The organism is Rufibacter radiotolerans (genome assembly GCF_001078055.1).
Classification (GTDB): domain Bacteria; phylum Bacteroidota; class Bacteroidia; order Cytophagales; family Hymenobacteraceae; genus Nibribacter; species Nibribacter radiotolerans.
On record NZ_CP010777.1, the window covers coordinates 4,738,802 to 4,751,047 of the forward strand.

General features: G+C 49.7%; 12 protein-coding genes. 2 read left to right on the forward strand and 10 right to left on the reverse strand.

Translation table 11 applies throughout. From position 1 onward, the window contains the following. Window positions 1-270: 270 nt before the first annotated feature. On the forward strand, window positions 271-507 hold the full coding sequence (locus tag TH63_RS19345; RefSeq protein ID WP_156180748.1) for a hypothetical protein: 237 nt from the start codon (window positions 271-273) through the stop codon (window positions 505-507). 31 nt (window positions 508-538) lie between these two features. On the opposite strand, the gene recG is transcribed toward TH63_RS19345, so the two are convergent. The 4 genes from recG to TH63_RS19365 all read right to left on the reverse strand — a co-directional run bounded on the left by recG (window position 539) and on the right by TH63_RS19365 (window position 4,539). Then, window positions 539-2,635: an ATP-dependent DNA helicase RecG gene (gene recG, locus TH63_RS19350; RefSeq protein WP_048922409.1), complete on the reverse strand. Its 2,097-nt coding sequence runs from the start codon at window positions 2,633-2,635 to the stop codon at window positions 539-541. 323 nt (window positions 2,636-2,958) lie between these two features. Next, complete coding sequence (gene uraH, locus TH63_RS19355; RefSeq protein WP_048922410.1) at window positions 2,959-3,366, reverse strand: hydroxyisourate hydrolase; 408 nt, start codon at window positions 3,364-3,366, stop codon at window positions 2,959-2,961. 7 nt (window positions 3,367-3,373) lie between these two features. Then, entirely contained in the window at window positions 3,374-3,910 is a 537-nt protein-coding gene (locus tag TH63_RS19360; RefSeq protein WP_053093853.1) for a heme-binding protein, read from the reverse strand. Window positions 3,911-3,969: 59 nt separating this feature from the next. Next, window positions 3,970-4,539 carry a Crp/Fnr family transcriptional regulator gene (locus tag TH63_RS19365; protein ID WP_048922411.1) on the reverse strand — a complete coding sequence of 190 codons (570 nt, stop codon included), beginning with the start codon at window positions 4,537-4,539 and terminating at the stop codon, window positions 3,970-3,972. Between the two features lie 242 nt (window positions 4,540-4,781). Between TH63_RS19365 and xth the strand changes: the two genes are divergently transcribed. Continuing rightward, the gene (xth, locus tag TH63_RS19370; protein WP_048922989.1) at window positions 4,782-5,564 is read left to right on the forward strand and encodes an exodeoxyribonuclease III; all 783 of its coding nucleotides are present in this window, start codon (window positions 4,782-4,784) and stop codon (window positions 5,562-5,564) included. A gap of 84 nt (window positions 5,565-5,648) precedes the next feature. On the opposite strand, the gene TH63_RS19375 is transcribed toward xth, so the two are convergent. The 6 genes from TH63_RS19375 to TH63_RS19405 form a co-directional block, all read right to left on the reverse strand. Beyond that, window positions 5,649-6,371, reverse strand: coding sequence for a hypothetical protein (locus TH63_RS19375; RefSeq protein ID WP_048922412.1), 723 nt, complete (start codon window positions 6,369-6,371; stop codon window positions 5,649-5,651). 430 nt (window positions 6,372-6,801) lie between these two features. Beyond that, a complete protein-coding gene (locus TH63_RS19385; RefSeq protein ID WP_048922414.1) occupies window positions 6,802-7,527 on the reverse strand; it encodes a hypothetical protein in 726 nt (241 codons plus the stop codon). A gap of 218 nt (window positions 7,528-7,745) precedes the next feature. Beyond that, on the reverse strand, window positions 7,746-10,571 hold the full coding sequence (locus tag TH63_RS19390; protein ID WP_048922415.1) for a M16 family metallopeptidase: 2,826 nt from the start codon (window positions 10,569-10,571) through the stop codon (window positions 7,746-7,748). 78 nt (window positions 10,572-10,649) lie between these two features. Continuing rightward, window positions 10,650-11,453 (reverse strand): pseudouridylate synthase, encoded by an 804-nt coding sequence (locus TH63_RS19395; protein ID WP_231583513.1) that lies wholly within the window; start codon window positions 11,451-11,453, stop codon window positions 10,650-10,652. A 94-nt stretch (window positions 11,454-11,547) separates the two neighbouring features. After that, entirely contained in the window at window positions 11,548-11,925 is a 378-nt protein-coding gene (locus TH63_RS19400; protein WP_048922416.1) for a HepT-like ribonuclease domain-containing protein, read from the reverse strand. After that, on the reverse strand, window positions 11,915-12,217 hold the full coding sequence (locus tag TH63_RS19405; protein WP_048922417.1) for a nucleotidyltransferase family protein: 303 nt from the start codon (window positions 12,215-12,217) through the stop codon (window positions 11,915-11,917). The genes TH63_RS19400 and TH63_RS19405 overlap by 11 nt, the downstream gene beginning before the upstream one ends. Window positions 12,218-12,246: the final 29 nt, after the last annotated feature.

The window sequence follows — 12,246 nt, forward strand, 5'->3', positions numbered from 1 at the left end:
ATATATATTTTATTTATTTCACATTTAAGGTCACCTAAACGATTTACAACCGGCCTGTGGATAACTTTTTATAGATAAAGCTTGAACTAAGGCCCCCAGCGCTCGTAAACACCTAGGCTTGCCCAATGTGTTAGTGAGTTGTGAAGGAGGGTTCTGCGGTGAATAGCTTTATCATTCCTTAACAGTAATATCACTATCTGTTAATGACTTAAGAAAGTTGATCCTGTACTTTTGCTAGGAAGTAAATGACGCACAAATAATTGTTTATCTATGAAATTTATTTTTAAGATGTTCCTTTTAGTGGGAATGATTGTGGTAGGAAAGCTCTACAAAGAAGAAGCAGCTGATGCCAGTACCGTTGGAAAGAAAGAGAATATTACAACCGGGGATATTTACTCCCTAAACTCAGAAGCAAATTCCCCCCTGACCCAGCCGGTACATAATGTACATGACACAGAAAACGTAGAAGAGAAAACTGAAAGAACCTTTACTTACTCCCTCAACTAATTTAGTTTACCAGAAAGACCCAGACTTAAGTCTAGCTGATCCTGCTCCAGTTAACGGCGTTGGCACTCAGCGACCGGATGTGCCGCAACAGGTTGGCATGCTCCGGAAGACTTAAGTCCGGGTCTTTTTCTATTATCTCCAGCGCAGCCGCCCGGCTCGCCTTCAGGATAGTGGCATCTTTGGCCAGATCCGCAATCAACAGATCCAATACCCCACTCTGCTGGGTTCCCATCAAATCTCCCGGTCCGCGTAACTTCAAGTCAATATCAGCTATCTCAAAGCCGTTGTTGGTGCGCACCATAGTCTCAATACGTGTCTTGCCTTCTTTGCTGATTTTGTAGCCCGTCATTAAGATGCAATAGCTCTGGTCGGCGCCCCGGCCTACGCGGCCCCGCAGCTGGTGCAGCTGCGATAAACCGAACCGCTCGGCATTCTCAATCACCATGACGCTGGCATTGGGCACGTTCACGCCTACCTCAATCACGGTGGTGGCCACCATGATGTGGGTCTCATGCTTCACAAACCGCTGCATCTCAAAATCTTTGTCCTGGGGCTTCATCTTGCCGTGCACCATGCTCACGCGGTACTCTGGGAAAGCGCGGCTCACACTTTCAAAGCCGTCCATGAGGTCTTTGTAGTCCAGGCCCTCAGATTCTTCAATGAGCGGGTACACCATGTAGATCTGGCGGCCCAGCTTTATCTGCTCACGTATGAACCCAAACACCCGCAGGCGGTTGCTGTCATAGCGGTGCACGGTGATAATCTCCTTCCGGCCGGCCGGTAGCTCATCAATCACCGAAACTTCCAGGTCGCCGTACAGGGTCATGGCCAGCGTGCGAGGGATTGGCGTGGCCGTCATGACCAGCACGTGCGGAATGATACGTGGGTTCTTCTGCCAGAGCTTAGAGCGCTGAGCCACGCCAAAACGGTGCTGCTCGTCCACAATGCAGAGGCCCAGGTTCTGAAACTGTACTTCATCTTCTAAAAGCGCGTGCGTACCCACCAGCATTTGCATTTCTCCAGAGCGTAGTTGTTCGTGCAGCACCCGGCGGTCTGCCTTTTTGGTAGAGCCGGTGAGTTTGCCCAGCAAGATGCCCAGTTTATCGGCGTACTGTTTCAGGCCTTGGTAATGCTGGTCGGCCAGGATCTCGGTGGGCGCCATGATGCAGGCCTGGGCACCGTTGTCGGTGGCCAGGAGCATAGTCACGAAGGCCACAATGGTCTTGCCGCTGCCCACATCGCCTTGTAACAGGCGGTTCATCTGTTTGCCCGCAATCACGTCCTGGTAAATCTCGCGCACCACGCGCTTTTGGGCGCCGGTGAGGTCAAAGGGCAGGTGGTTCTTGTAGAATTCGGTAAGGGTAGGGGTTTTGCTGAAGATCTGCCCGGCCAGCTCGGCCTTACGTTTGGTGCGGGTGCGCAGGAGCTTGAGCTGGGTGTAGAACAGTTCTTCAAACTTGAGCCTGAAGCGCGCCGCCTGCAGGGTGTCCCAGTTCTTGGGAAAGTGCACCTGCAGCATAGCCTCACGCTTGGAGACCAGCCGGTATTGGTCTACCAGTTCAGGGGTGAGCGTCTCGGGCAGGTGCGTGGGCGCCTGCTTGAGCAGTTCGGCCATCATCTTGCTAATGGCCTTACTGTCTACGCGGTGGTTCTTGAGTTTCTCTGAGGTATGGTAGACGGGCTGCAGGAAGCTCTGGTCCTGCTTCACCTCGGTGGCCTCTTCCAGTTCGGGGTGGGCCATGTTGAACTTGCCGTTGAACAGGCTGGGCTTCCCGAAGACAATATATTCCTGGTTCACCTTGAGCTGCACGTTCAGCCACTTCACGCCTTTGAACCAGACCAGCTCAATCTCGCCGGAGGCATCCCTGATCACAGCCGACAGGCGCTGCTTACGGCCCTCGCCTATCAGGTTCTTCTCCACCATGCGGCCCTTGATCTGCACGTATTGCATGTCCTCGGTGAGGTCTGCCACGGCATGGAACTGCGTGCGGTCCATGTACCGGAACGGGTAGTGCTGGATCAGGTCGCCGTAGGTGAATATGCCCAGCTCGGTCTGCAGCAACGTGGCCCGCTGGGGCCCTACGCCCTTGAGAAACTCTATCTTGGTATGGAAGAAACCGGATGACACGTAAAAAGGGAAGCAACCGTGTTTTAGGCCTGTTTTTGGGAAAATAGCCCCAAAACGCCAGCCAAGCCGCTCTGCAAAATTACAGAAAAGAAAGGAGGGAGGCTAATAGGGATAGCAGGTTTGGGAGGGGCATGGAGTAATAGGTTTATCCTTGCGCAAGCCCAACGGGAAGATTTTCTTTGGAATGTGGTGTTGGGAAGCCCAAGCCTGGTGGGCAACCTGTTTTGATATTGATTTCTTGAAAACTGGTCATTTTCACGTCGCCTCCTTCCTCCTACCATGAAAATAAGAAAGAGGACTACTTCAGGGTAGCCCTCCTTCTTTTAATTGCCTCGGTAGGTAGAGTATCCGTACGGCGACAGCGTGATGGGCACATGGTAATGGTTCTTGTCCTTGATCTGGAAGACTACCTCAATAAAGGGGTAGAAACTTTCGGTCTTGTGTTTTTTGAAATAATCGGCTACCAGAAAGGTGAGTTTGTAGATACCCGGCTGGGCACTGGCGTAGGGCAGAAAGTCTTTGATCCGGCCGTTCTCATCAGTCACTTTTGAGTCTACAGTGATCCAGGTTTTGGTCTTTTCGTTCTGTTTCTCCAGCCTGACGGTGACGCCGGGGGCAGGGAGTCCGGTAGAGATATCCAGAATGTGGCTGGACAATTGGTGGGTGTTGGTTTGCGCGTAGGCCATTGTCGTGAAGACGAATAGCACCAGGCTAAGCAGTAATTTTTTCATGTGGTTTTTAGTTAAGCTGAATTTTGGTGGTAGTGATGCCGGCTTCGGATAACTGGCCGGCAGCGGCAATGGTATCATCGTTTTCGGGGCCGCCGCCACCCGCTACACCTATGGCTCCTATTACCTTGCCTTGGTGCCATAAAGGAGTCCCGCCGCCCAGGAGCAGCAACTCTGGCAGGTGGGCCAGGTTCTCTGTGTCTGGGTTGGTTCTGGCGTTTCGGCCCAGCAGCAGGGTAGTGGTTTTGGTAGAGAGCGAGGTATAGGCTTTGCGTCTGGCCGCTTCGGTGTTATGCGGACCCACGCCGTCGCCGCGGCTCAGTAGAATAACTTCGCCGGAGGCGTCTACTATGGCAATGGAAACCTCTTTTTGTAAGGCCGCGGCTTTTAGGCGGGCCCGCGCGGCTATTTCCTGGGCGGTTTTAAGGGGAAGTTGGTAAGCCTCAGAAACCCAGGCTTGCGCCACCGGAGCAGTTGGTGGCTTGCTGGCCTGTGCCCAGCCAAAGCCGGGAAGGAAGAATATGATAAGGAAAAGCGCGTGTCTCATGTTTTTTTAGCAAAGGTACCCGCGGGTTTCCTGCCAAACATTGACCTGGGGCAACGTTTTCAAAGGCGGGCTTTTAGCCGGCTGAGCGTGGAGGGCGAAATGCCCAGGTAAGAGGCGGCCATTTTGTTGGAGACCCTGGCCAGGAAATCGGGTTGCTGTTGGAGGGCCCACTGGAGCTTTTCCAGGGCATCAAACCCCTGAAACCCATAGATTCTTTTCTGGGCCGTGATAAAGCCCGTCTCAATTATCTGCCGGTAAATAGCCGCGAAGGCTGGAATGGTGTCTACCAGCAGGAAAAAGTCTTTCCTGGAGATCTGGAGCAGTTGGGAGGGCGCAATGGTCTGCATGTATTCCAGAGCGGGCTTCTGCTCTATAAAGCTGGGCAAAGCTGTACCAAACTGACCCTCAAACGCGAAATACCGCGAAGCTTCCTGCCCTTCTTTGTTAAGCGTGAACAACCGAATAGCCCCCTTGTTGACAAAATAATAATGCTGACAGGTGTCGCCGTACTGTAGTAAAAGTTGGTTGCGCCTGGTCTTTACAAGACTGAAATGGGAGCAGATATAGTCCAGCATGGCGGGCTCTACGGATGCACGGTCCTTGATATATTTTTCTAAAAGCTGGAACATGGGGCTTTAGCAGTAAGAGCGGGTTTGATGGCAGGTGCTATTATACAGGTTAACAGCGTTCGCCGGGATTGTGTTTTCCAGGAGGGTTCTGCTTCTCTGCAGCCAGGTCTTTTATTTTGGTACAGAAAAGCCTCGGAGCCGGGTTTGGCAGGTTTTTCTGTTCTCCTGCCTGGCCTTGTAAGCGCCGCAGCCGTATGCTATTGGAAACTTTTCAGGAAACAATCTTACCCTTCGGCCTGGCCATGAAAATAGCGACCTACAATGTGAACGGCATCAATGCCCGACTGCCCATCTTACTCCGTTGGCTCAAAGAAACGGCACCAGATGTGGTGTGCCTGCAGGAATTGAAAACCCCGCAGGAGAAGTTTCCGGAGGAGGCGTTGCTGGAGGCGGGCTACCACGCCGTGTGGCATGGGCAGAAGAGTTATAACGGGGTGGCTATTCTGGCGCGGGGTGTACAGCCCCAGGAAGTAGGCCGCGGCCTGGGCGGCGATCCTGAAGATGAGCAAAGCCGTTACCTGGAAGCCATGGTGAACGGCGTGCTGGTGGTGTGTCTCTACCTGCCCAACGGGAATCCGGCCCCCGGCCCTAAGTTTGACTACAAGCTGGCCTGGTTTAAGCGGTTTGCCACCCGCGCCGCCGAATTGCTGGCCGCCGGAACGCCGGTGGTGCTGGCCGGCGACTACAACGTGATACCCACGGAACTGGATGCCTACAAGCCCGAGCGCTGGGTGGAAGACGCGCTGTTCCGCCCCGAAACCCGCGCCGCTTTTCAAGACCTGCTAGGCCAGGGCTGGACAGATGCCCTGCGCCATCTTCATCCTACAGAAACCATCTACACTTATTGGGACTACTTTAGAAATGCCTATGGCCGCAACGCCGGTCTGCGCATTGACCACTTACTGCTGAGCCCTGATTTGAAAAAGCGGTTAGTGGCGGCTGGGGTAGACCATGAAGTGCGAGGCTGGGAAAAGTCCAGTGACCATGGCCCGGTGTGGGTGGAGGTGAAGGATGGGGAGAAGTAGGGAAGAGTGCTGTGAGAAAGCTTTTGACAGCTTAGTTTAAGAAGCTTGTATGTTCAGTTGAAGCATGAAATGCATTCTGAAGAATTATTCTGCTTTAAATGCATTCCAGCCTTTGTTGTAGTATTTAGGGTTAGCTGAGAATTCCCCAGCTCCTATATCCAAATCGCCTGAAAAGGGTATTCTGTATTCTCCCCAGTTGCAAGTTTTGGGAGTAGATTTTCTGTATTCAGACCATGAGCCAACATATTGGTTATTTCTGTAGCTGTCAGAATGAGCCTCTATGGCATCGTATTTTATTTCCCCTGTCTTATCCAAGTACCACCATAAAGTCATGATGCCTTTGAAAACCCCGGAATGGTTTTGCTTGGGATTCTCTTTCAATACATAGCGCCCAATCAAAATACCTTGTTTCACCAATCCAGAATCTTGATACATCTCATCTACTCCATAATGGAGTCTCTTGAATTCACGTATCTGCTCAATGACAATCTCACCTTCAAAGGAACATGTGGTAGTACCAACTGTTGAGGTGCCCTTTACTTTATATGTACCCTGATCTCCAATCTGCTTTACGGAGTTGAAATCAATTTTGAGTCTTCTGTATTGGGGGCCAATAAAACCAAGGAACTCGGTTTTAGGCCTAAGAGCACGAGAAAAGTCGTATTTTAGGTAATTGTCCTTTACGTTTTGAGGTTTAAGTGCCCATACTGGATATTCTGGGTTCTCAAGCTTCTTGATCCACGCAGTTTCTTGTTGTGCAAAGAGCTTAAGAGGAAGGAATAGAAGGAGAATGATAAATGGCTTCATTTATTAAATTGACAAAACAGCCCAATGTAAGTGGGGCAAAGTTGCTGGGTAGAGGATTATGCTTTGTTAGTAGAAGAGGCCTTTATTTTTGCTTATAAAATTTTGGCCTTAAGCATACGTATGACAAAGCAAGGACGGCACAAGGAACCAGGACTAATGCCCAATTGATTAGGTTCATGTTTTGTATAAAGGGAATGTTATTGATTTTAGAAAACATGATTAAAGTGGTGAGGGCATAGATTGCCGCTAAAATTCCTTTCCCTTTTATGTTCAGTCTGACCAGAAAAAGGACAATTATAAAAGCGAAGAAGACGATTACCTCAATGAGCAAGGTATAGATGATTTCTTCCCCATGCGCAAAGGAGAGCGTTGGTATTATAAGAAGAAGTGCTAATAAAACAGCTTTTCGACTTTTCAATGCTGGCTAACCTTAAAGATCTACTTGAAGTCTTATGAATCCATTCTCAATCCTATGCAGGGTTGCCACCTCAATAGGTTTTTCGCCCGGAGGAGTGTTGCCTGAGGCATCATATGAATACAAATTCACGGAAAACTTGGCTTCCATTAAGAAATTGCCATTCCGTAATCTTTGTAGCCTGGTTATTTCAAAACTTGAATTGCTCTGGCAGTCATACCCAATAGTGGTTAACCAATTCTTGCTCCAAGGAAGGTGAGATGTCAGGTAGGGATAGCCTGGATTCCATACTTCAATAGCAATACCATTCTGGGTATTAAACCGCGTGTAATCCACAGCATAAGGATGTTGTCCTTTTGCATACAAGTCTGATTTATTTCCTGGATGCATGAGAAACATATCAGGTTTTGTCATTTGGTTTTTACCATACTTTTTGATAAACCTGATATCAAGATACTCACGGCGCGGGCTGCCTAGACTAAATAGAGTAGAATATAAAACTGAGTCAGGGTGCCCCTTATGCGTTATACTATCTAATTTCACTTCTGCATTTTGAAAGCCCTCCCCAATTCTTTTGTTGAGAGTATACAGCTTTCCATTTAACCGGTAAGAGCAGGAATCACTTAAACTTTCCAGGTTAGCTGGGCGCGCTTTTACCTCCAGGTCGTCAAGGTCCTCCTGGCAGGAAGTAAAAAGAAATAGAAAGGCGAAAAAGGAGAGGAGGGGGAAGGGAAACTTCATTATGGTATAAATGATTAAATAGTATATTTTATATATTTAAATATTCTCTAAGGTAAAAGATTTTTCTTTTGCTATCCCTAAGGGGGCGTAAGTTATTCTTGTTGTTGGTGTTCAATACAAAACGCAAAAAGCTAAACAGCTTTCAACACTGTTCGGCTTTTCAGCACTTATCGTTCTAGGCCTGTTTTACAGAAAACAGGCCTAGAACAGAAGAAAGGCTAGTTCAACAACACTGGTTTGCCAAACCCAAGGTCTTCCAGTTTTTTGAGTTGGGTGGCGGCATCGCCTACAATGAGGTAGTGCATCTTATTGGGGTTTACGTACTGGTTGGCCAGGGTTTTTATCTTGTCCACGGTCATGCCATTGACCAGGTTCACGCGTTGCTTGGCGTAGTCATAGGGCCAGCCGTAGGCACTGATGTTCTGCAGCATGCCCAGTTTGGCGCCCATGGTCTCAAAAGACCGGGCGGTGCTTTTCACCAGGAAGCCCTTGGTCACATCCAGGTCCTGGGCCGAGAAGGTAGGACCGTAGTTCTGCAGAATCTCTTTCACCAGGCTGGCAGATTCATAGGTCACGTTGGTACGCACCCCGCTTTGGATGGTGAACGGCCCTGGCAGGGCGGTGCCCGAAAAAGAGGAACCGATGCCGTATGTGTAGCCTTTGCCTTCGCGCAGTTGCTGGGTCAGTTGAGATGCAAAACCACCGCCGCCCAGCACGTAGTTCATCACCTGCAGTGAGTAATAGTCTGGATGCGTAGCCGGCAAAGCCAGATACCCGAACCGCAGCACACTCTGCTTGGCGCCCGGTACGTCATAGAAATACACCTTAGAGGCCGTAGGCGCGGCTGGGGTGTCAAATGTAGGCATAAACACTTCTTTCGCCTTCCAGTTTTGGGCCAGGCCATTCAAAGCGGCCACCGCCTGGTCTTTTTCAATGGCACCCACCACGTGGAACGCCGCCAAAGATGGCGATAGGTTGGCGGTGTAGTAGTTCTGCAGGTCTTGCAACGTAATGGCTTTTAAAGAAGCCTCGGTGCCCAGAATGTTATTGGACAGGATATGGTCTTTGCCGTAAAGAATAACCTTGAACTGGTTGGCGGCAATAGAGTTGGGGTTGGCTTTTTGGCCTTTGATCTGGCTTTCCACGCGCTGCTTGCTCAGTTCAAACTCTTTGGTATCCCAACGGGGCTCCAAAAGGATTTCCTGCACCAGGGCCATGGTGGCGGCGTAGTTACGGGCCAGGGTTCTGCCGTTCACGGTAATGTCCTCGTCATCGGCGTTTACGCTAATAGAAGCGCCCAAGGCATCAATGGCTTCCTCTAGTTGGGCTGTGGTTTTGTTTTTGGTGCCCTTGGTGAGGCTTTCGGCCAGTAGGTTAGCCACACCCACCTTGGCGGGGTTGTCCAGCAGCAAGCCGCCTTTTATGCGAAGACTGAACTGCACCAGCGGCACCTCGCGGTTCTCAATGCCCAGTACCTTCATGCCGTTGTCCAATTTAGTTTCCCAAACTTCCGGCACGGTAATCTCGGGGCTTTTGCCGTAGACTGGCTCTTTGTTTCTGTCAAAGCTGGAGGGCGTACGCTCATAGGCAGTCTTGGTGCTGAGGTCAATCTTGCCTTCGGCGCCTTCCACAATTTTCTCTTCTACCACGCTGGCTTTCTTAGAACCGGTCAGTACCAGGTTGGTCTGACCTTTGGGCACGAAGCTGGTCACTACATAATTCTTACCTTTAATATATTGGTTGTACACCCGCTTCACATCGTCAATAGAAACGGCCATCATGTTGGCAATATCTTTGGTCACGAAGCCCGGGTCACCGGCGAAAATCTGGTACTGGGCCAACTGGAACCCTTTGCCCTGTACACTGGCCAGACCGTTATAAAAGGCTACTTCCTGTCCGGCTTTGATTCGGTTCAAATCGTCTTCAGACAAACCTTCCTTCTCAAATTTCAGGAAGGCTTCAGAAATAGCGCTGTGGACTTTATTCAGGTCTACTTTGTCATAGCCCCGCACGCTAAGCATAAACTGACCGGCAATCTCTGAGTTATTGTTGTACATGTTCACGCGGGGCGCCAACTGCTTCTCATCAATAATCACCTGGTTGAACGGTGCTTTTTTGCCATCTGCTAAATAGATGGAAAGCACCCGCAGGGCGTAGGAGTCCGGGTGGTACAGGTGCACCGTAGGCCAGGCCATGGTCAGTTCTGGTAAGCGCGCGAAGTTATCTTCGTGGTACAGTTTCTTGGTCTCCGTTAGCACCACCGTTTTCTTCTCCATGCGCGGAATCTCGGCGCCTTTCTTAATCTCGCCAAAATACTTCTCTACCCAAGCCTTGGCCTGACCCGGCTCAAAGTCGCCGGTCACTACCAGCGTCACGTTATTGGGCACGTACCACCGGTTGTAGAATTCCTTCACATCGGCCAGGGTGGCGTTCTGCAAATCTTCCAGTGAGCCAATTACCTGCCAATGGTACGGGTGACCCGCCGGATACAGATTCTGGTCAATTACGTAAGAGGTGTGGCCGTAAGGCGCATTGTCATAACTCTGGCGCTTCTCGTTTTTCACCACCTGCTTTTCCTTGTTCACCACTTCCTCGGTCACAGTATTGATGAAGAAACCCAGTTTGTCGGCCTCGGCCCAGAGCATTTTCTCCAGGGCATCATTGGGTACGGTCTGGTAGTAGTTGGTTCGGTCACGGGAGGTAGAGCCGTTGGCGCCGGAACCCCCAATGCGGGCGCTCATTTTGTCCAGTCCGCCCTTGCCCAGGTTTTCAGACTCCAGGAACAGCAGGTGCTCAAATAAGTGCGCAAAACCCGTACGGCCTTCTTTCTCCCTAGCTGAGCCCACGTGGCTGGTCAACGCCACGGCCACCACCGGGTCAGATTTATCCACGTGGAAAACCACCTGCAGGCCATTAGCCAGCGTGAATTTCTCATAGTCTACTTTGAAGGCCGTCTTCTCCTGGTTTGACTTGCTCAGTTTCTGGCAGGCAAACAGCCCGCCCGTAAAGAGCAGCAGAAAGGTAAGTTGTTTTATAAATTTCATGTGTGGTTAAGTTGCGTGTTAGTAGCAGGTAAAGATAACAGGGTTTGCCTATTCTTCAGTGTTGATTTATGAGCGTAACTAATGGCTTTGCGCTGCCAATACCACGTCTTCCAGCATATGGCTCAGGATAGGCGCGCATTTCTCCCGGCAGGCCGGATAAAACTGGCCGTGTTTCCAATAAGCAGACTTTGGCGACTTGCCCCACCAGAACTCGGCCAAGGCCAAAGGCTCTAGTTTATTCTGAAAGGCGTACTGCAGCAATTTCGGCGCCGCGCACTCACCCGCCCCGGCTGGTGGGTTCCCATTGGCAGCGTGTCTAAAGATCTGGCGAAGGCTTTTCTGCTTTCCCGCTTTGTTATGGAAATGGAACTGGTCAAACAGTTGGCCCTGCAGGGCGATAGAGTGGTTTTTTCGCCGTTCTTTTAAGGCTTCAATTTGGGGTTGGTGACCGAGTTTTTCCTGCGCTTGCAATGATTTTATCTCGGCGTTAAGGTGGGAGAGTTCTTGCATGCCCCGGTTCAAAAAGCTGCCTTGGGTAAGGCTGTCAAATACCGGCGGCACAAACCGTTTATGATGAAAACCTCCTGCCAACTTCCCTGAGAAAGCGGACAGATACCCAATTTCCTGCAGCTGGTTTCTCACCACCAACACACCAAACATCTTTCCAATCACTGCGCCTTCCTGCTCTGGTTGTAACCCGAAATTATGCTCCCAGTCTTGCTGCGTCTGTAGGTGATGCTGCAGTTCTTCCGCGGCCAAAAGGCTAAGCGGGTGCGGCTCCTCATTGAAAGGGTTGGTGAACTCTTCAGGCAGCGAGTAAGCAGCAATACAGGCGGTGAAAGGCGTGAAAAGGGTAGGCTGGGGAGAAGAAGAAGAGATCAAGCGAAAGGGGTAAGCGGGAAATTTGGTAAGGCTATTATAAATATTGATTAGGCAAGCAGAATAATTGGGGAGAATCTTAAATAGACCCCATGGTTTACCTTATATACCCAGCTAAACTAAGAAATTCCTTTATGAGAGTAGAAAAGAGTAGAAAGTTTACTTCTTCTTCCAGTTTTGGTAAGTCTTGGATGACAATGGCCCAGATTATGTCTTTAGATACCGTATCATAGCCATGGATGATCCTGTTTCTGGTATTTATAATTCGGCGAGCGTTGGTAATGGCAATATCGGGTTCCGGTTTTATGATTCTGTTTAAAGCTTCACCTATTATTTCTAAGTTGCGCTCAATCGCTTTCTTAGATTTTAAATCCTTTTGGAAGGAAGGAAAGCCCCTCTCCTCTGGTAGAAAGTCATAAATTTCCAGAATAGCCCCCCTTATATCTGTAAGCCACAACCTTCTGTTATCTGCCATAGACAAGAAGTTTGGTGCGGTCAATCTCTTCTTTTAGAACAGGGTTTCTGATGGCTTTCTGTTCTAGCAGATCAATATTTCTTTTAAGGATTTTCTCCAATTGAAACTTCAGCTCGAAGTAATGGTCTGTATACTCTAAAGGATTTGGCGAATCAATATCTACCACCAAATCTATATCGCTCTCCAGCTTAAATTTATCATTCGTAACAGAGCCAAAAGCAAAAAGGCTTCTCACGCTATGTTGATCGCAGAGCTTTCTTATTTGCTTGATATGGTCACTAATGATTTTCATAAGCGGTTTAAATTACGATTCTCGCAGTA